Consider the following 18883-nt stretch of genomic DNA (forward strand, 5'->3'; position numbering starts at 1 on the left):
CGAGACCTCCCCCATGAGTGCAACCCAGGCAGCGCCGGCACGCGACCGGCTGCGTATCGCCATCCAGAAGAGTGGCCGGCTGGCCGAGCCCGCCCGCAACCTCCTCAGCGCCTGTGGCCTGAGCTGGCGCGAAAGCCGCGACAAGCTGTTCTGCTACGGCGAATCGCTGCCGGTGGACCTGCTGCTGGTGCGCGACGACGATATCCCGGGCCTGATCGCCGACGGCGTCTGCGACCTCGGCATCGTCGGCCGCAACGAACTGGATGAGCAGGCCGCGTCGCGTCGCCAGATCGGCCTGCCGGATGCCTACCAGGCGCTGCGCGGGTTGGGCTTCGGCCAGTGCCGGCTGATGCTGGCGGTGCCCGAGGAGTGGCAGTGGCAGGGCCCGGCGCAGCTGGCCGGTACCCGCATTGCCACCAGCTATCCGGCCATCCTCAAGCAGTGGCTGGATGAGCAGGGCGTGGATGCGCAGGTGGTCGAGCTCTCCGGTTCGGTGGAAATCGCCCCGCGACTGGGCACCGCCGACCTGATCTGCGATCTGGTCTCCAGCGGCGCCACGCTGCGTGCCAACCAGTTGACCCCGGTGCACAACCTGCTCGACAGCGAGGCAGTGCTGGCCGGTGCGGTGCGCGTGCCGGATGATGCGCGTGCATCGCTGCGCGCGATGCTGCTGCGCCGCCTCGACGGCGTGGTGCAGCGCCAGGACCGCAAGCTGCTGATGTTCCGTGCAAGCGAGGATCGCCTCGACGCGCTGTCGCAGCTGCTGGCCGATGCCGAGCCGCTGGTGCGGCTGCCGGCCGATGGCGGCGCGCTGCGCCTGCAGACCATGTGCCCGGGCCCGCTGAGCTGGCAACGCATGGAAGAACTCGAGCGCGCCGGCGCGCAGGGCCTGATGGTACTGAGCGTGGAGCGGTCGCTGGCATGAACCGTCTGATCTGGTCCCGACTTGATGAGGCCGCGCGTAGCGCGGCATTGACCCGCCCGGTGCAGACCGTGGCGCAACAGACCCGCGACGCGGTGGCGGCGCTGATCGCGCAGGTGCGCGCACAGGGCGACGACGCCTTGCGCGCGATCACCGCACGCTTCGATGGCGTGGAGCTGGCGTCCTTCGAAGTGTCCAATGACGAGTTCGCGGCAGCCGAAGCGGCGGTACCCGCCGAACTGCGCCAGGCCATGATGGAAGCTGCCGAGCGCATCACGCGCTTCCACGAGGCTGGCATGGGCAGGGGCTACGCGGTGGAAACCGCACCGGGCGTGGTCTGCGAGCGCATGCTACGGCCGATCGGCCGCGTCGGCCTGTACGTGCCGGCAGGCAGTGCGCCACTGCCGTCCACCGCGTTGATGCTGGGCGTGCCGGCACGGCTGGCCGGTTGCCCGCAGGTGGTCCTGTGCACGCCGCCACGCGACGACGGCACGGCCGATCCGGCGGTGCTGGTGGCCGCGCGCCTGACCGGCGTGCAACGCGTGTTCAAGCTGGGCGGCGCGCAGGCCATCGCGGCGATGGCTTACGGCACGGCCAGCATTCCGGCCTGCGACAAGCTGTTCGGGCCCGGCAACAGCTTCGTCACTGAAGCCAAGCAGCAGGTCGCACAGGATGGCGCGGCCGCTATCGACATGCCGGCCGGCCCCTCCGAAGTGCTGGTGATTGCCGATGCCGGTGCCAATCCGGCGTTCGTCGCCGCCGACCTGCTGTCGCAGGCCGAGCACGGCCCGGATTCGCAGGTGTTGCTACTGACCGACGATGCCTCGATGCTGGCGGCGGTCGAGGCCGAAGTCGAGCGCCAGGTGGCCTTGCTGCCGCGCCAGCAGATCGCACGCCAGGCGCTGTCGGCCTCGCGCCTGATCCAGGTCGATTCGCTGGACGAAGCCTTCGCGATCAGCAACCGCTACGCGCCCGAGCACCTGATCCTGGCCCTGCGTGATCCGCGCGCGTGGCTGGACAAGGTGCAGGCGGCCGGCTCGGTGTTCCTGGGGGATTACACGCCCGAAGCGCTGGGTGACTACTGCAGCGGCACCAACCACGTACTGCCGACGGCGGGTGCTGCACGGGCCTACAGCGGTGTCAGCGTCGCCAGCTTCCAGAACCTGATCAGCGTGCAGAGCGCCAGCGCCGCTGGCTTGGCGGCAATCGGCAGCTGCGCGCGCATCATCGCCAGTGCCGAGGGCCTGGATGCGCATGAGCGTGCAGTCGCAGTGCGCATGGAGGTGGCGGCATGAGCGTGCCTATCGATGATGTGCTGGCACTGGTGCGCCCGGATCTGCAGGCCTTCGCCGGCTACAGCTCGGCGCGCAGTGCGGCAGTGCAGGGCGAGGTCTGGTTGAACGCCAACGAGTCGGCCTGGGCCAATCCGGCCGATGCCGCCGGCAGCAGCCGCCGCTATCCCGAACCGCAGCCGCTGGCGCTGCGCGAAGGCCTGGCCGCACTGTATGGCGTGCAGCCGCAGCAGCTGCTGGTCGGCCGTGGCAGCGACGAAGCGATTGATCTGCTGGTGCGTGCGTTGTGTGTGCCGGGTCGCGACGGCGTGCTGGTTACGCCGCCGGTGTTCGGCATGTATGCGGTCTGTGCACGCCTGCAGGGCGCCGGACTGATTGAAGTGCCGCTGGTGGATGGCGAGGACGACCTGCGCGCCGATCTGGATGCGGTCATCGAGGCCGCGACCGCGCGCAATGCCAAGCTGGTGTTCCTGTGTGCACCGTCGAACCCGGCGGGCAGTGATATCAGCCTGGACGAGGTCGAGCGCGTGGCCACGGCGTTGCGCGGGCAGGCGCTGGTCGTGGTGGACGAGGCCTATGTCGAGTACGCGCAACGCCCGTCGGCAACCACGCTGCTGGCCGCGCACGCGAACCTGGCCGTGCTGCGCACGCTGTCGAAGGCACATGCGCTGGCCGCAGCGCGCATCGGCAGCCTCATTGCCGCCCCCGAACTGATCGCCGTACTGCGCCGTTGCCAAGCGCCGTATCCGGTGCCGACCCCATGTGCCGAGCTGGCCGTGCAGGCGCTGCAGCCAGATGCACTGGCGCGCACCGCCGAGCGCGTGGCCACGGTCATCGCCGAGCGCGAACGCCTGTCTGCAGCACTGCCGGGCCTGCCCGGCGTTCGTCGCGTGTATGCCTCGTCCGGCAACTACCTGCTGGTGCGCTTCGCCGATGCCCAGGCCGCGTTCGATACGTTGCTGGCTGCTGGCGTGGTGGTGCGCGACCAGCGCGCAGCGCCGCAACTGGGTGATGCCCTGCGCATCAGCGTCGGCAGCCCCGAAGAGAACGACCGCGTGCTTGCGGCCCTGTCGGCGCGGAGGGCCGCAGCATGACCCCCATCCTGTTCATCGACCGCGATGGCACCCTCATCGAGGAGCCGGCGGATTTCCAGATCGACGCCTACGAAAAGCTGCGCTTCGTGCCGCAGGTGATCCCGGCGTTGCTGAAGCTGCGTGATGCGGGTTACCAGTTCGTCATCGTCACCAACCAGGATGGCCTGGGCAGCGAAAGTTACCCGCGTGCCAGCTTCGATGGCCCCAACGACCTGATGCTGCAGATCTTCGAAAGCCAGGGCATCCGCTTCCGTGACGTACTGATCGACTGCAGCTGGCCGCAGGACAATGCACCCACGCGCAAGCCGGGCATCGGGCTGATGACGGCCTACCTGCAGGACCGGAGCATCGACTGGGCGCGCTCCGGAATGGTCGGCGACCGCATCACCGACCTGCAGTTCGCCGACAACCTCAACATCCGCGGTTTCCAGCTGCGCACCGAGCAGTTCGGTGGCGAGTGGGACTGGCCGGGCATCGCCCACGCGCTGGCCGACGCGCCGCGTACCGCAGTGGTCCAGCGCACTACGAAGGAGACGAAGATCCGCGTCGAACTGGACCTGGATCGGGCCGGTGATGCGCACATCTCCACCGGGCTGCCGTTCTTCGACCACATGCTGGAACAGATCGGCAAGCACGGCGGCTTCGCGCTGGACATCCAGGCCGAGGGCGACCTGCATATCGACGAGCACCACACCATCGAAGACACCGGCCTCGCCCTGGGCCAGGCGCTGCGCGAGGCGCTGGGCGACAAGCGCGGCATTGGCCGCTACGGCTTCACACTGCCGATGGATGAGACGCTGGCCAGCGCCGCACTGGATTTCAGCGGCCGCCCGTACTTCGTGTTCGACGGCGAGTTCAAGCGCGAGCGCGTGGGCGACATGCCGACCGAGCTGGTGCCGCATTTCTTCCGCTCGCTGTGCGATGCCAGCGGGTTGAACCTCAACCTGCAGGTACGCGGTGACAACGACCATCACAAGGTGGAGGCCTGCTTCAAGGCGTTGGCGCGCGCGCTGCGGCCGGCGTTGGCTCGGCAGGGCACGGCGTTGCCGACCACCAAGGGGGCGCTGTGAGTGACGTTGCGCTGATCGACGCGGGTGGTGCCAACCTTGGTTCGGTGCGCTATGCGCTCGAACGCCTCGGCGCCAGCGTTCGGCTGGTGCGCGATGCCGATGGGCTGGTCGGTGCGCAGCGGGTGATCCTGCCCGGCGTCGGTGCAGCTGGTCCCGGCATGCAGCGCCTGCATGCGCAGCGCCTGGTCGAGCCGTTGCAGCGGCTGGAGGTGCCGTTGATGGGCATCTGCCTCGGCATGCAGCTGTTGTTCGAGCGTTCCGAGGAAGCGGGCGTGGAGACGCTGGGGCTGATTCCAGGCGTGGTCCGCAAGCTGGTGCCGGCCTGCGGCATCCGCGTGCCGCACATGGGCTGGAACCGCCTTCTGCCATTGCGCGAGTCGCTGCTGCTGCAGGGTGTGCCGGAGCGCGCCAGCGCCTACTTCGTGCACAGCTATGCCGCGCCGCTTAACGCCCACACCGTCGCTGCCTGTGACCACGGCGGCCTGTTCACCGCCGTGGTGGAGCAGGGGCGTTACTACGGCGCACAGTTCCACCCCGAGCGTTCGGGAGAAACCGGATCGTTGATGCTGCGCAATTTTCTCGAGGGCACTGCTGCATGAGTTTCATCGTTTATCCCGCGCTGGATATCCGCGATGGCCGCGTGGTGCGGCTGCGCCAGGGCGACTACGCGCAGGAAACCTCGTATGGTGATGATCCATTGCCGCGTGCGCAGGCCTTCGTCGCGCAGGGCGCGCAGTGGATGCACCTGGTCGACCTGGACGCTGCGCGCGCCGGTGGCTACACGCTGGCGCCGCTGCTGTCGTCGATCCGCGCGCAGACGTCGCTGCAGGTGCAGACCGGCGGCGGCGTGCGTGGCCGCGACGATGTGGCGCGCATTCTCGACGCCGGCGCGGGCCGCGTGGTGGTCGGTTCGCTGGCGGTGCGTCGCCCCGATGAAGTGGTCGGCTGGCTGGAGGAATTCGGCGCCGAGCGCATCACGATTGCCCTGGACGCGCGCCAGGATGCGCAGGGGCAGTGGCAGCTGCCGGTGCACGGCTGGACCGAGAACGCCGGCGTGACCCTGGATGATCTTGCACAGCGCTACGCGCGCGCCGGCATGCGCCACCTGCTGTGCACCGACATCGCCCGTGACGGCATGCTGGCCGGGCCCAACATCGGTCTCTACCAGCACCTGTCGGGCTTGTTGCCGGGCGTGGCGGTGCAGGCCTCCGGTGGCATCCGCAACGTGGCCGACGTGGCCGAGGCGCGTGCCGCCGGCTGCGGGGGGGCCATCCTCGGCAAGGCACTGCTGGAGCAGCGCATGGATCTGGCGGAGGCGCTGGCATGTTGAGCCGCCGCATCATTCCCTGCCTGGACGTGCGCGAAGGCCGTGTGGTCAAGGGCGTGCGTTTCCGCGACCACGTCGACATGGGCGACATCGCCGAGCTGGCACAACGCTACCGTGACCAGGGGGCCGACGAACTGGTGTTCTATGACATCGGCGCCAGTCCCGAGGCGCGTTCGGTAGATGTTGCATGGATCGAGCGCATCGCGCGGCTGATCGATATTCCGTTCTGCGTGGCCGGTGGCATTGACAGTGTGGAAACCGCGCGTCGCGTATTGTTCGCTGGCGCCGACAAGGTGTCGATCAACTCGCCCGCGCTGGGCCGTCCCGAACTGATCACTGAGCTGGCCGACGAGTTCGGCGTGCAATGCGTGGTGGTCGGTGTCGACTCGGTACGCGAGACCGATGGCCACTGGCGGGTACGCCGCTTCAGCGGCGACCCGGACAAGACCCAGGCAGTGCCGCTGCGCACCCTGGACTGGATTGTCGAGGCGCAACGGCGGGGCGCCGGTGAGATCGTGCTGAACTGCATGGACAGCGATGGCGTACGCCGTGGCTACGATGTGGTGCAGCTGCAGCAGGCGCGGGCATTGTGCCAGGTGCCGCTGATCGCGTCCGGCGGTGCCGGTGCGATGGAGCACTTCGCCGAAGCCTTCGACCAGGCCGACGTCGATGGCGCGCTGGCCGCCAGTGTGTTCCACAGCGGCGCCATCGCCATTCCGGAATTGAAGCGCTACCTGCGCGGACAGCAGATCGAGGTGCGGGATGTCTATTGAAATCAGGCCGTCATTGGACGCATTGCAGGCGATGGACTGGGGCAAGGGCGACGGCCTGCTGCCGGCGGTGGTGCAGGATGCCGATACCCTGCAGGTACTGATGCTCGGTTATGTGAGTGCCGAATCGCTGGCGGCCACGCTGGCCATCGGCCACATGACCTTCTTCAGCCGCAGCAAGCAACGGTTGTGGACCAAGGGCGAGCAGTCCGGAAACGTGCTGGTGGTGCAGTCGATCAGCGTGGACTGCGATGCCGATACGCTGCTGGTGATGGTGCGCCCCGCCGGGCCGACCTGTCATACCGGTGCGGAGAGCTGCTTCGATGGCGCGCCGAAGGACTTCCTTGGCGGGCTGGGCCAGCTGGTGGCGATGCGCGAGGCGCAGCGGCCACCGGGCAGCTACACCACGAACCTGTTCGAGGGCGGTATCCGTCGCATCGCGCAGAAGGTGGGCGAGGAGGGCGTGGAGACCGCGCTGGCGGCGGTGGCGCAGGACGACGAAGCGCTGCTGGGCGAGGCCTCGGACCTGCTGTACCACCTGCTGGTGCTGCTGCGCGCGCGTGGCTTGTCGCTGGAGGATGCGCGGGCGGTGCTGGAAAAGCGCCATCGTTGAGTGGTAGTGCCGGCCGCTGGCTGGCAACCACCTGGTGCCACCGCGTGCGCGATGTCATCAACGGAATCTACAATAGGCGGTCTTTCTTTCCCGGACCGCCCCATGAAACTGCCTGCCGCCTGGCTGTGCTGCCTGTTGCTGACCTCGCCGGCCTGGGCCGCGGACACCGTGGTCACCGGCAAGGTCTATCTGGAGCGCGACGGCAAGCCGGGCCGCGGTGCCACCGATCCGGGCCTGGCCGGGGTGCAGGTCTCCAATGGCGAGACCATCGTCAAGACCGCTGCCGATGGCAGCTACAGCCTTCCGGTGCGTGACGGCCAGACCGTGTTCGTGATCAAGCCGGATGCCTACGCCTTCCCGAAGGCGACCGATGGTCTGCCATCATTCTGGCGCCACTACCGCCCGAGCGGTTCGCCGGCACTGAAGTACGGCGGCATCGCCGCGACCAGCGACGTCACCCGCAATTGGGATTTCGCGCTGCAGCCGGATCGCCATGACAGCCGCCGTGGCTTCCAGATGCTGGTGTTCACCGATTCGCAGACCGCCAGCCTGAAGGACATCGGCTACTACCAGCAGTCGATCGTGGCGCCGCTGGTCGGCCAGACCAAGGCACGCCTGGGTACCACTCTGGGCGACATCGTCAACGACGATCTGACCCTGTACCCGGCGATCAACAAGGTCACCACGTCGCTGGGCGTGCCGTGGTTCCATGTGCCGGGCAACCACGACCTCGATTTCGATGCAGCCAGCGACGAACACTCGCTGGACAGCTGGCGCAACATCTACGGCCCGGACACTTACGCAGTGGAAGAGGGCGGCGCCAGTTTCGTGTTCCTGGACGACGTGGTCTATGACCCCAAGGCCAGGCCGAAGTACATCGGCGGCCTGCGCGAAGACCAGTTCGCCTTCCTCGCCAGCTACCTGAAGGGCCTGCACAAGGACCGCCTGCTGGTGCTGGGCATGCACATTCCGCTGTTCGACGCGGCACCGGGGCGCGAGACCTTCCGCCACGCCGATCGCCAGCGCCTGTTCGACCTGTTGAAGGACTTCCGCAACGTGCTGGTGCTCAGCGGCCACAGCCACACCCAGCAGCACGTCTACCACGGCAAGGCCGACGGCTGGAACGGCGACAAGCCGCTGCACGAGTACAACGTGGGTGCCAACTGCGGTGCGTTCTGGTCGGGGGTGAAGAATGCCGCCGGCGTGCCGGACAGCACCATGAGCGATGGCACGCCGAAGGGCTATGCGCTGCTCGACGTGGCCGGCAATGGCAGCTACCGCTTGCAGTACCGGGTGGCCGGCGCTGCGGCCAGCGAACAGATCGGCCTGCATGCACCCAAGGTGCTGCGCCAGGGCGCCTACCCGGCCTGGGGCGTGTACGCCAACGTCTACATGGGGGAGGACGCCAGCGTGGTCGAGTACCGCGTCGATGGCGGCGCCTGGCAGCCGATGAAGCAGGTCAGCCAGCCCGACCCGCGCCTGCTGGTGGAAAACGTGGCCGACGATATGGCGAACAGCCTGCGTGGCTACGATCGTTCGCCGGAGGCCACCGCATCGCCGCACCTGTGGCGGGGCGCGCTGCCGACCGATCTGGCGGTGGGCAGCCACAAGGTCGAGGTTCGCTCCACCCAGCCTGATGGTGCAGTGTTCAACGCCACCACCAGCTACAGCCTGCAGACTGCCCAGCCCTGACCCGCCGCAAGGCCTCTCCAGCGAAAGGACCCCGCATGGATATCCGCTTCATGGCCGGCACCACGCCGGTGACCCTCAGCCGCCACTGGTTCACCGGCGCGATGCTGCTGCAGAGCGCCACCGAGAAGGTCTGGGTGCAGCACCCGCTGCATCCGGGCACCCACTTCTCGTTCTCGCTGGTACAGTCGTGGCTGCGCCACATCGCCGGCCACGAAGTACTGGTAGAACGCACCCGGCCGCTGCTGTTCGCCGGCTTCCGCCCGCAGCGCCTGCGCGTGCTGGTGGACGGCGTGCAGGTGGCCGAACAGGAAGGCATGTAGGCCAACCTGAACCACCGGCGTGCTAGGCAAAGCCGCCCCGATGCCCGAGAATCGGGGCGATTCAATCGATCCAAGCAGGCCAGCGTGACCATCGCAGCAGCGCCCCCGGTTTCCTCCGACTCCGCCCGCGGCGGTCTTCCGCGCCATCTGGTCGTCGCCGATGTCGGCGGCACCTTTGCCCGCCTTGCGCTGGCGGAAACGCAACCCGGCCAGGCGCCGCTGCTGGGCAGCCATCGCACCTACGCCTGTGCCGAGCATCCCAGCCTGGCGGCGATCCTTGCTGATTTCACCGCAGGCCTCGGCCAGCCGGTGCAGACCGCCGTGGTGGCCATCGCCGGCCTGCTCGATGGCGATGTACTGATCAATTCCAACCTGCCGTGGATGGTCTCGCTGTCGGCCACCCGCGCGCAGTCCGGGCTGCACGAACTGCAGCTGATCAATGATTTCGAAGCGGTGGCGCTGGCCATCCCGTACCTGCAGCCGGAAACCCTGGCGCCACTGAACGGCGACGCCGATCCGGCGCAGGCGTTCCCGGCGCTGGTGCTGGGGGCGGGCACCGGTCTGGGCGCCGCGCTGCGTTTCGCCGACGGTGAGCGGCCGGTGCTGGCCAGCGAGATCGGCCATGCCGCGCTTGGCGCCGGCAACGCGCTGGAACTGCAGGTGCTGGGCAAGCTGCTGCAGCGCTGGGCGCACGTGGACAACGAGCGCGTGCTGTCCGGCAGTGGCCTGATGAACCTGTATCCATGCCTGTGCGAACTGCGCGGCGTCTCCCCGGTGTGGAGCAGCACCGAGGCGCTGATCGGCGCTGCCCGCAGCGGTGAGGATGCGCTGGCGGTGGAGACGTTGCAGGTGTTCTGCGCCTGGCTGGGCAGCCTTGCCGGTGACGCGGCGATCGCCGTCGGCGCGCGCTCGGTCTACCTGGCCGGCGGCATTTCCGCGCACGTGCAGGATTTCCTGGCCGATGGCCGTTTCCGCGAGCGCTTCCTCAACAAGGGCGTGCTGACCGAGGTGCTGCGCCAGGTGCCGGTATGGCGCGTGGAGCATGGCCAACTGGGGGTGCTGGGCGCAGCGGTCTGGCACGCTGCACGGCAGCCCGCGCACGACTGATCGCTGCGACCGGCATCGTGCCGGCCGCACATTGCAGACTGGGAGGGGAAAATGGTGGATCGCAGGCAGTTCCTGCAGGCCGGTGCGCTGGCCGCAGGCATGGCGGCATTGCCGGGCGTGCAGGCGCGCACATCGGGTGGGGCCAAGGTGGTTTCGACGTGGGACTTCGGTGTTCCGGCCAACCAGGCTGCGTGGAAAGTGCTGGCGCAGGGCGGCAGTGCGCTGGACGCGGTGGAAGCCGGTGCACGCTGGGCCGAGAGCGAACTGTGCAACCCCACCGTCGGCCATTGCGGTAATCCGGATCGCGACGGTGTGCTGAGCCTGGACGCGAGCATCATGGACGGCGATGGCCGCTGTGGTGCGGTGGCCGCGCTGGTCGACATCCTGCATCCGGTGTCGGTTGCCCGCAAAGTGATGGAGAACAGCCCGCATGTGCTGCTGGTGGGCGAGGGCGCGCAGCAGTTCGCGGTGCAGCAGGGCTTCGAGCGCAAGCGCCTGCTGACGCCGCAGGCCGAAGCGGCCTGGCGCGAGTGGCTGAAGACCGAGAAGTACCAGCCACAGATCAATGCCGAGCGCCGTGGTATCCCCGGCAACAGCGACAACCACGACACCATCGGCATGCTGGCGCTGGATGCCAAGGGCCATCTGGCGGGTGCCTGCACCACCAGCGGCATGGCCTGGAAACTGCACGGCCGCGTCGGCGACAGCCCGATCATCGGTGCCGGCCTGTATGTCGACAACGAAGTGGGCGCGGCCACCGCCTCGGGCGTTGGCGAGGAGATGATCCGCAACGCCGCTTCGTTCCTGGTGGTCGAGCTGATGCGCCAGGGTCGCTCGCCGGCGCAGGCCTGTCGCGAGGCGATCGACCGTGTGGTGCGCAAGCGCCCGGAAGCAAGCAGAACGCTGCAGGTGTGCTTCCTGGCCATGAACAAGCAGGGCGAGGTGGGCGCCTACGCATTGCATCGCGGCTTCGTCTACGCCGTATGCGATGGGCAGCGCCAGGATGACCTGCGCGACTCGCCGTCGATCTACACGAGCACCCAGGCGTGAGCACGCGGCTCACCCTGGAAATCGCCAGCAACTCGCTGGCCTCGGCGCTGGCCGCGCAGGCCGGCGGCGCCGACCGCATCGAGCTGTTCGACAACCTGGCCGAGGGCGGTACCACGCCGTCGTTCGCCAGCATCGCGATTGCCCGCGAACGCCTGTCGATTCCGCTGTTCGTGCTGGTGCGCCCGCGACCGGGTGACTTCCACTACGACGCGCTGGAAACCGAACTGATGCTGCGTGATATCGCGCAGTGCCGGGCACTCGGCTGCGACGGCGTGGTGATCGGCGCACTGGATGCGCAGGGCAACGTCGATCTGCCGCTGTGCCGTGAACTGGTGCAGGCCGCCGGGCCGTTGCAGGTGACCTTCCATCGCGCCTTTGATGCCGCTCGCGATCTGCCTGCCGCACTGGAGCAGGTGGTTGGGCTGGGCTGCCAACGGGTACTGACGTCGGGGGGCCAGGTCAGCGCCGAGGCTGGTGCCGATGTACTGGCGGGCCTGGTCACCCAGGCGGCGGGGCGCATCACGGTGATGGCTGGCGCCGGGCTGGGCCCGGCCAACATCACCAGGGTCGCGCGGAAGAGCGGCTGCAGCGAACTGCACGCCTCGGCCAAGGGCCTGCGGCGCTCGGCCATGCAATTCCAGAATCCGGCCCTGCGCGGCCTGGACCCGGATTGGAGCCAGACCGCCACCGCCACCGTGGCCGCACTGCGGCAGGCGCTGGACGACGCGTAGTAACCCGCTTCTTCTGTAGAGCCGAGCCTACGCTCGGCTGCTCTTCGCGACGAACAACAACAGCCGAGCGCAGGCTCGGCTCTACAGCGACCCGCTGCCGGCCTCACGCGACTACGCGGACAAAACCGTTCCGCGCGCGCTTGTCGCGATCGTGTCATTGATTCCTGCGCCGTTCTCTCAGCGATGTATCGCAAACCTTTGATTGCTCAGGAAAGCGGTAGCCAATAGCGGCACTCCGTTGCGTCTTGCTGCGCCGCCACATGCCGTGCATGGTTCAGCTGTGCTTTAGTTTGGATCGATCCACAGGGGAGGGCGCCGCGACGGTCTTGAACCGATCCAGGCGCCCGGATCAGCCGTAGTGCCGCGCCACCACCCGTCCGTGCGTCCACACTTTCGAAGAGCAACCACCCATGGCTCAGATCGTCCGCAAGCGCCGTCACCTGCTGTCCCAGGCCCTGGTCCTGGCCCTGCTTCCCCTGGCTGCCAATGCGCAGGAAGCCTCAAGCTCGTCCACCAAGGATCTCGACGCGGTCACCGTTACCGGCTCGCGCATCAAGCGCGCCAGCGTTGAAGGGCCGGCGCCGGTCAACGTGATCACCGCCGCGCAGATCCAGAAGGAAGGCTTCGTCAGCGTGTACGACGCGCTGAAGACGCTCACCGAGGCCACCGGCACCGTTGAAGCTGCCTCGCAATGGGGCTCGCACACGCCCAACGCCAGCGGCCTGAACCTGCGCGGCATGGGGCCGAACCGCTCGCTGCTGCTGGTCAATGGTCGGCGCGTGGCCGACTACCCGCTGCCGTACGGCGGCGAGACCAACTTCTCCAACTACGGCAACATTCCGGCTGCTGCGGTGGAGCGCATCGAAGTACTGACCGGAGGCGCCTCGGCCATCTACGGTTCCGATGCGATCGCCGGTGTGGTCAATGTCATCCTGAAAACGAATTACGACGGTGATGAAGTGCGCGTACGCGGCGGCACCTCCACCGAGGGCGGCCGTGATACCTGGGATCTGTCCTGGGCCGGCGGCAAGACCGGTGACAACTGGAGCGTGACCTACGCGCTGCAGTACACCAAGCGCGATCCGTTGTTCGGCCGTGACCGCCCGCAGATGGACGACGCAGACGATGCGCCATACCCGTCCTGGAACATGGAACAGCGCAAGGTCGGCTTCCGTCCCACTGCCGGCCTGGCGCTGATCGACCCGAGCAACGGCCAGCGCCTGGCGCCACCGGCCGGCACCTGCGAGAAGTTCAACGGCGAGTACTACACGGCCGACCGGCTGGTCTACAACTACGCCGCCAACACCATCACCAACACCGGCCGCCTGTGCGGCATGAGCGCCGACTACGCCAACTGGCTGCTCACCGGCGGCGCCGAGAACGTGTCCGGCAACCTGTATGCCACCTTCGATTTCAGCACTGACCTGCAGGCCTGGACCAACCTGGCGGTGTACCGCTCCGAAGCGATCTGGGGCACCAATCCGCCCGGCGTGTCGCTGATCGACGATGACAACGGCTACTACTGGGACGCCAACCGCAACCGCCCGATCCTGGGCGTGCGCCAGTTCACCCCGAACGAAGTCGGCGGCCTGGATACGCTGCGCAACACCAACCGCGAACTGTCATGGGATTGGAGCGCGGGCCTGCGTGGGCGTCTTGCCGATCGCTTCGACTGGAGCGCCACGGTGGGGCGTTCCTACTACCGCGTGGAAGAGCGGCAGAACGTGGTCGACAAGCAGAAGTCGTACGACTACTTCCTCGGCCCGCGGCTGGGCACCACTGCCGATGGCGAGGCGATCTACGCATTGAACGAGTCGCGCTGGTGGAACCCGCTGACGCCGGACCAGTACTGGCAGATGGGTACGGTGGCGAAGAACCGCGCGACCTCCTGGGTCAACCAGGCGTCCGCGGACATCACCGGCGAGCTGTTCCAGGGCTGGGCCGGCCCGATTTCGTTCGCAGCCGTGGCCGAAGTCGCGCAGCAGGGCTACCACCTCAGCCCGGACCCGCGCGCCGGCATCGACTTCGATCTGCAGAACGTCGACCGTGGTGGCGGCGAGCGCACCCGCTATTCGGCCGGCGTCGAGTTCAAGATCCCACTGCTGGAAACCGTGACCGCCACAGCGGCCGCGCGCTATGACCGCTATGGCAACTACAAGGCTGACAACAGCGGCGAAGCGCTGGACATCGGCAGCCAGAAGGAAACCACCTGGAATGTCGGCCTGGAATGGCGCCCGGTGGAATCGCTGCTGGTGCGCGGGTCGTATGCCACCAGCTTCCATGCGCCGGACATGCACTACCTGCTGGGCCAGCCGAGCAGCTCCGAAGTACAGACCTATGACCGCCTGCGCTGCATCCAGAGCGGCGCTTACCTGGTCAACAACTGCGGCGTCGGCAACACCGATGTCTGGTACACGTTCGACGTGAACCGGCGTGGCACGCCGCTGCTCCGCTCGGAGACCGGTGATTCGTGGACGGTCGGTTTCGTCTGGGATGTGATGCCGAACCTGTCAGTCAGTGCCGACTATTGGGCGATCAAGCTGGAAGACATGATCGTCGACGTCGGCGCCGACGAGGTGCTGGCCAGCGAAGCAGGCTGCCTGACCGGCAAGAACATGGACGGTACGCCGTGGGCCAATCCAGCTGGTGGCGATTACTGCGCCGGCATCCTGGCGCGCGTGAACCGTGACAGCAACGGGCGCCTGGTATCGATCGAGCGCGGTCCGTTCAACCTGGCCAGCCGCGAGGTACGTGGCATCGACCTGACCGCACGCTATCGCCTGGACACCGCGCAGTGGGGCAGCTTCCAGCTGGGCCTGAACTACACCAACCAGATCTCCACCAAGGAACAGCGCTACGCCAAAGACCCGAATCCGGAGCGGCGCGATCGTGACCTGCGCAGCAAGCTGCGTGCGAGCCTGGCCTGGCAGCGCGGCAACTGGAACGCCAATGTCTACGCCGACCGCGTCGGCTCGGTGCCGGGCGTGCGCTACCACTGGGGCACCGACCGCCTGGACAACCCCGGTGGCTGCCTGCCGTTCGCCGATGGCTACGTGCCCAGCGACAGCCCGTCGCTGAACTGCCTGGAGCCGGCGACGCGTCCGGATGGCTCGCCCAACCCGAACCCGAATGCAGGCCAGCAGACCGCCCGTTATTTCGGCCGGGTCGGGCCGTTCATCACCTGGAACTTCAACGTGGGCTACCAGGTGACCGAACGCGCCAAGGTCAACGTCTACGTCAACAACGTGTTCAATTCGGCCAGCTGGAACCACAAGGATCCGTACAAGCTGGATTACGACTTCGCCCCGACCCGCCTGCTGGGCGCGGTGGGCCGTGAGTTCGCGTTGGAGTACGTGTTCACCTTCTGAGCAGACCCGCAGGGGGCGCCGGGCTTGATCCGCCTGGCGCCTCCGTCCGCTCAGTAGTTCCACGCCATGCGTGGATGAACCCCATCATGAACCCGGGGGTGGCTGGATTTGACCTTCCCACGATGGCAAGGTTTAGCCTGTCCGCATCCAGAAGGAACCCCGGGAATCCGATCATGAGCACGCCTCGCGCCACTGCAGTCCCCGCCAGCCCCTCCACGATCAGCCTGCCCATCGAGGGCATGACCTGCGCCAGCTGTGTCGGCCGGGTCGAGGCGGCGCTGTCCAGGGTCGAGGGCGTCGGCAGCGTCTCTGTGAACCTGGCCACCGAGCGTGCGGACATCCGGCCCTCCGGCCCGGTTGATCGCGCGGCGCTGATCCAGGCGGTTGAACGTGTGGGCTATGACGTACCCGCCGCGACCGTTGAACTGGCGGTGGAGGGCATGACCTGCGCGTCCTGCGTTGGTCGCGTGGAGCGCGCGCTACTGGCGGTACCCGGGGTCAGCCAGGCCAGCGTGAACCTGGCCACCGAGCGTGCCACCGTGCGCGGCGTGGCTGATACGGCCGCCCTGGTGGCGGCCATCGACAAGGTCGGCTATGCCGCCCGCCCGATCGAGGCCGGTGTGCAGTCCGATGATGAAGCCGCTGAAAAGAAGGACGCCGAGCGCGCTGAACTGAAGCGCGACCTGATCGTGGCGTCCGCGCTGGCGCTGCCGGTGTTCGTGCTGGAGATGGGTTCGCACCTGATTCCCGGCATGCACGAATGGGTGATGGCCACCATCGGCATGCAGGCCAGCTGGTACCTGCAGTTCGTACTGACCTTGCTGGTGCTGGCCATTCCCGGCCGCCGTTTCTACCAGAAGGGTTTCCCGGCGCTGCTGCGGCTTGCGCCGGACATGAATTCGCTGGTGGCGGTGGGCACCGCCGCAGCGTTCGGTTACTCGGTGGTGGCGACCTTCGCACCGCGGCTGTTGCCGCCGGGCACGGTGAACGTCTACTACGAAGCGGCCGCGGTGATCGTCGCGCTGATCCTGCTCGGCCGCTTCCTCGAAGCCCGCGCCAAGGGCCGCACTTCCGAAGCGATCAAGCGCCTGGTCAACCTGCAGGCCAAGGTCGCCCGTGTGATCCGTGACGGCCGCACTGTCGACATCCCGGTCAATGAAGTGCAGAGCGGCGACGTGGTGGAAGTGCGGCCGGGCGAGCGGGTGCCGGTCGATGGCGAGGTGGTTGAAGGCCGCAGCTACATCGATGAATCGATGATCAGCGGCGAGCCGATTCCGGTCGAGAAGCTGCCGGGCAGTGGCGTGGTGGGCGGTACGGTCAACCAGAAGGGCGCACTGACGGTGCGTGCCACGGCGGTGGGCGCGCAGACCATGCTGGCGCAGATCATCCGCATGGTCGAACAGGCGCAGGGCTCGAAGCTGCCGATCCAGGCGGTGGTCGACAAGGTCACGCTGTGGTTCGTGCCGGCGGTGATGCTGGCTGCGCTGGCGACCTTCCTGGTCTGGTTGATCTTCGGCCCGTCACCGGCGCTGAGCTTCGCGCTGGTCAATGCGGTGGCGGTGCTGATCATCGCCTGCCCGTGCGCGATGGGCCTGGCCACGCCGACCTCGATCATGGTCGGGACCGGTCGTGGCGCCGAACTGGGCGTGTTGTTCCGCAAGGGTGAAGCACTGCAGCTGTTGAAGGATGCGCAGGTGGTGGCAGTGGACAAGACCGGCACGCTGACCGAAGGCCGCCCGCGCTTGACCGATCTGGAGATCGCCGACGGTTTTGATCACGGCACGGTGCTGGCAGCGGTGGCGGCGGTGGAGTCGCGCTCGGAGCATCCGATTGCCCGCGCCATCGTCGACGCGGCTACCGAGCAGGGCATCGTGTTGCCGGCGATGGCCGATTTCGAATCGGTCACCGGCATGGGCGTGCGTGCCAGCGTTGATGGCGCGCGCGTGGAGGTCGGTGCCGATCGCTTCATGCACGACCTCGGCGTGGACATCACCCTGTTTGCGACGCTGGCGGCAGAGCTGGGTACCCAGGGCAAGTCGCCGCTGTATGCCGCCATCGACGGCCACCTGGCCGCAATCATCGCGGTGTCCGATCCGATCAAGCCGAGCACGCCGGCCGCGATCGCGGCGCTGCACCAGCTTGGCCTGAAGGTGGCGATGATCACCGGCGACAATGCCGGTACTGCGCAGGCGATCGCGCGGCAACTGGGCATTGATGAGGTGGTGGCCGAGGTACTGCCGGAAGGCAAGGTTGACGCAGTGCGCCGGCTGAAGGCCGCGCATGGTCATGTTGCGTTCGTCGGCGATGGTATCAACGATGCACCGGCGTTGGCCGAGGCCGATGTCGGTCTGGCCATCGGCACCGGTACCGATATTGCGGTGGAATCGGCCGACGTGGTGCTGATGTCCGGCAACCTGCAGGGCGTGCCGAATGCCATCGCACTGTCGAAGGCGACGCTGGGCAACATCCGGCAGAACCTGTTCTGGGCCTTCGCCTACAACACCGCCTTGATTCCCGTGGCGGCCGGCGTGCTGTACCCGGTCTGGGGTGTGCTGCTGTCGCCGGTGTTCGCGGCCGGTGCAATGGCACTGTCCAGCGTGTTCGTACTGGGCAACGCGCTGCGCCTGCGCCGTTTCCAGCCACCGATGGCGGATGCCGCCGCAGCGACCCATTGAAGGAGATCCGTATGAACATCGGCGAAGCCGCCAAAGCCTCCAGCGTGTCGGCGAAGATGATCCGCTACTACGAACAGATCGGCCTGATTCCCGCGGCCGATCGCACCGAGTCGGGTTACCGGGCTTACTCGCAGGCGGACATCCACCGCCTGCGCTTCATCCGCCGCGCGCGCGATCTGGGCTTCCAGGTTGCCGAAATCACCGACCTGCTGGGCCTCTGGAACGACACCTCGCGGCACAGTGCCGACGTGAAGCGCCTGGCCGAACAGCACATCGTCGATCTGGAGCAGCGCATCGAGAACATGCGGCAGATGGCCGACACGCTGAAGTCGTTGATCAGTTGCTGCGCGGGCGACGATCGCCCGGAGTGCCCGATCCTGCAGCGGCTGGTCGAGGATGACGAAATACAGTCACCGGTTGATGCTCCGAAGACAGGTGCGGTGCGACGCCGCGCACACAAGCACTGAACTGCCGTCGCGCACATGAAAAAGCCCGCCCGATGCGGTTGCATCGGGCGGGCTTGGTTGTGGATGCGAGGCTGCGGATCAGGCCGTGCGCGGCGGGAAACCGGCATCGTTCACCGCGGCGAACACCTGTTCCTGCGACGCGGTGGTCTGCACCTTGACCAGGCCGGTCGGTGGGTCGGCCACCACGCTGGCGTTCGGATCGATCTGCTGGATCGCGCGGGTCACGCTGCGCGCGCAGCCGCCGCAGGTCATGCCGTCGACATGGAATTCCATCTGTAGCTCCTTGGATGCTCTTGGGGTAGGGCCAGTGTGCACCTTCCAACGATGGCAGGGTCAAGCGCCGGACTGAATGACAGCGCACCAATGAAGACGGCAGCCGCCTGTA

At 67.6% G+C, this 18883-nt stretch carries 17 protein-coding genes; 16 read left to right on the forward strand and 1 reads right to left on the reverse strand.

What is annotated here, in order from left to right:
• Positions 1 to 13: 13 nt before the first annotated feature.
• The 16 genes from hisG to cueR all read left to right on the forward strand — a co-directional run bounded on the left by hisG (position 14) and on the right by cueR (position 18498).
• Positions 14 to 925 (forward strand): ATP phosphoribosyltransferase, encoded by a 912-nt coding sequence (gene hisG, locus EZ304_RS18780; protein ID WP_099552844.1) that lies wholly within the window; start codon positions 14 to 16, stop codon positions 923 to 925.
• A complete protein-coding gene (gene hisD, locus EZ304_RS18785) occupies positions 922 to 2217 on the forward strand; it encodes a histidinol dehydrogenase (RefSeq protein WP_142807842.1) in 1296 nt (431 codons plus the stop codon). Before hisG ends, hisD begins: the two co-directional genes overlap by 4 nt.
• Entirely contained in the window at positions 2214 to 3308 is a 1095-nt protein-coding gene (hisC, locus tag EZ304_RS18790) for a histidinol-phosphate transaminase (RefSeq protein WP_142807843.1), read from the forward strand. Before hisD ends, hisC begins: the two co-directional genes overlap by 4 nt.
• Positions 3305 to 4378, forward strand: coding sequence for a bifunctional histidinol-phosphatase/imidazoleglycerol-phosphate dehydratase HisB (gene hisB / locus EZ304_RS18795; protein ID WP_142807844.1), 1074 nt, complete (start codon positions 3305 to 3307; stop codon positions 4376 to 4378). Before hisC ends, hisB begins: the two co-directional genes overlap by 4 nt.
• A complete protein-coding gene (hisH, locus tag EZ304_RS18800; RefSeq protein ID WP_142807845.1) occupies positions 4375 to 4977 on the forward strand; it encodes an imidazole glycerol phosphate synthase subunit HisH in 603 nt (200 codons plus the stop codon). Before hisB ends, hisH begins: the two co-directional genes overlap by 4 nt.
• Positions 4974 to 5708 carry a 1-(5-phosphoribosyl)-5-[(5-phosphoribosylamino)methylideneamino]imidazole-4-carboxamide isomerase gene (hisA, locus tag EZ304_RS18805; protein ID WP_099552839.1) on the forward strand — a complete coding sequence of 245 codons (735 nt, stop codon included), beginning with the start codon at positions 4974 to 4976 and terminating at the stop codon, positions 5706 to 5708. The genes hisH and hisA overlap by 4 nt, the downstream gene beginning before the upstream one ends.
• Positions 5702 to 6478: an imidazole glycerol phosphate synthase subunit HisF gene (gene hisF / locus EZ304_RS18810; RefSeq protein WP_099552838.1), complete on the forward strand. Its 777-nt coding sequence runs from the start codon at positions 5702 to 5704 to the stop codon at positions 6476 to 6478. The genes hisA and hisF overlap by 7 nt, the downstream gene beginning before the upstream one ends.
• Entirely contained in the window at positions 6468 to 7088 is a 621-nt protein-coding gene (hisIE, locus tag EZ304_RS18815) for a bifunctional phosphoribosyl-AMP cyclohydrolase/phosphoribosyl-ATP diphosphatase HisIE (RefSeq protein ID WP_142807846.1), read from the forward strand. Before hisF ends, hisIE begins: the two co-directional genes overlap by 11 nt.
• A gap of 102 nt (positions 7089 to 7190) precedes the next feature.
• Complete coding sequence (locus tag EZ304_RS18820; RefSeq protein ID WP_142807847.1) at positions 7191 to 8780, forward strand: calcineurin-like phosphoesterase C-terminal domain-containing protein; 1590 nt, start codon at positions 7191 to 7193, stop codon at positions 8778 to 8780.
• 35 nt (positions 8781 to 8815) lie between these two features.
• Entirely contained in the window at positions 8816 to 9100 is a 285-nt protein-coding gene (locus EZ304_RS18825; protein WP_005409434.1) for a hypothetical protein, read from the forward strand.
• 84 nt (positions 9101 to 9184) lie between these two features.
• On the forward strand, positions 9185 to 10207 hold the full coding sequence (locus EZ304_RS18830; protein ID WP_142807848.1) for a glucokinase: 1023 nt from the start codon (positions 9185 to 9187) through the stop codon (positions 10205 to 10207).
• 51 nt (positions 10208 to 10258) lie between these two features.
• Complete coding sequence (locus EZ304_RS18835; RefSeq protein WP_099552834.1) at positions 10259 to 11257, forward strand: N(4)-(beta-N-acetylglucosaminyl)-L-asparaginase; 999 nt, start codon at positions 10259 to 10261, stop codon at positions 11255 to 11257.
• Positions 11254 to 11988, forward strand: a complete 735-nt coding sequence (locus EZ304_RS18840) for a copper homeostasis protein CutC (RefSeq protein WP_142807849.1) — start codon at positions 11254 to 11256, stop codon at positions 11986 to 11988. Before EZ304_RS18835 ends, EZ304_RS18840 begins: the two co-directional genes overlap by 4 nt.
• A 410-nt stretch (positions 11989 to 12398) precedes the next feature.
• The gene (locus EZ304_RS18845) at positions 12399 to 15356 is read left to right on the forward strand and encodes a TonB-dependent receptor plug domain-containing protein (RefSeq protein WP_142807850.1); all 2958 of its coding nucleotides are present in this window, start codon (positions 12399 to 12401) and stop codon (positions 15354 to 15356) included.
• A gap of 173 nt (positions 15357 to 15529) precedes the next feature.
• Complete coding sequence (locus tag EZ304_RS18850) at positions 15530 to 18031, forward strand: heavy metal translocating P-type ATPase (RefSeq protein WP_142807851.1); 2502 nt, start codon at positions 15530 to 15532, stop codon at positions 18029 to 18031.
• 11 nt (positions 18032 to 18042) lie between these two features.
• Positions 18043 to 18498 carry a Cu(I)-responsive transcriptional regulator gene (cueR, locus tag EZ304_RS18855; protein WP_099552830.1) on the forward strand — a complete coding sequence of 152 codons (456 nt, stop codon included), beginning with the start codon at positions 18043 to 18045 and terminating at the stop codon, positions 18496 to 18498.
• Between the two features lie 78 nt (positions 18499 to 18576).
• On the opposite strand, the gene EZ304_RS18860 is transcribed toward cueR, so the two are convergent.
• Positions 18577 to 18771, reverse strand: a complete 195-nt coding sequence (locus EZ304_RS18860) for a heavy-metal-associated domain-containing protein (protein WP_008267227.1) — start codon at positions 18769 to 18771, stop codon at positions 18577 to 18579.
• Positions 18772 to 18883: the final 112 nt, after the last annotated feature.

The sequence above is a fragment of the Stenotrophomonas maltophilia genome (assembly GCF_006974125.1).
Classification (GTDB): domain Bacteria; phylum Pseudomonadota; class Gammaproteobacteria; order Xanthomonadales; family Xanthomonadaceae; genus Stenotrophomonas; species Stenotrophomonas maltophilia_O.

Bases quoted from the DNA above. Each gene is read 5' to 3' on its own strand.
- hisG (WP_099552844.1), top strand. From the start codon at position 14: ATGAGTGCAACCCAGGCAGCGCCGGCACGCGACCGGCTGCGTATCGCC.
- hisD (WP_142807842.1), top strand. From the start codon at position 922: ATGAACCGTCTGATCTGGTCCCGACTTGATGAGGCCGCGCGTAGCGCG.
- hisC (WP_142807843.1), top strand. From the start codon at position 2,214: ATGAGCGTGCCTATCGATGATGTGCTGGCACTGGTGCGCCCGGATCTG.
- hisB (WP_142807844.1), top strand. From the start codon at position 3,305: ATGACCCCCATCCTGTTCATCGACCGCGATGGCACCCTCATCGAGGAG.
- hisA (WP_099552839.1), top strand. From the start codon at position 4,974: ATGAGTTTCATCGTTTATCCCGCGCTGGATATCCGCGATGGCCGCGTG.
- hisF (WP_099552838.1), top strand. From the start codon at position 5,702: ATGTTGAGCCGCCGCATCATTCCCTGCCTGGACGTGCGCGAAGGCCGT.
- hisIE (WP_142807846.1), top strand. From the start codon at position 6,468: ATGTCTATTGAAATCAGGCCGTCATTGGACGCATTGCAGGCGATGGAC.
- EZ304_RS18820 (WP_142807847.1), top strand. From the start codon at position 7,191: ATGAAACTGCCTGCCGCCTGGCTGTGCTGCCTGTTGCTGACCTCGCCG.
- EZ304_RS18825 (WP_005409434.1), top strand. From the start codon at position 8,816: ATGGATATCCGCTTCATGGCCGGCACCACGCCGGTGACCCTCAGCCGC.
- EZ304_RS18835 (WP_099552834.1), top strand. From the start codon at position 10,259: ATGGTGGATCGCAGGCAGTTCCTGCAGGCCGGTGCGCTGGCCGCAGGC.
- EZ304_RS18845 (WP_142807850.1), top strand. From the start codon at position 12,399: ATGGCTCAGATCGTCCGCAAGCGCCGTCACCTGCTGTCCCAGGCCCTG.
- EZ304_RS18850 (WP_142807851.1), top strand. From the start codon at position 15,530: ATGAGCACGCCTCGCGCCACTGCAGTCCCCGCCAGCCCCTCCACGATC.
- cueR (WP_099552830.1), top strand. From the start codon at position 18,043: ATGAACATCGGCGAAGCCGCCAAAGCCTCCAGCGTGTCGGCGAAGATG.
- EZ304_RS18860 (WP_008267227.1), bottom strand. From the start codon at position 18,771: ATGGAATTCCATGTCGACGGCATGACCTGCGGCGGCTGCGCGCGCAGC.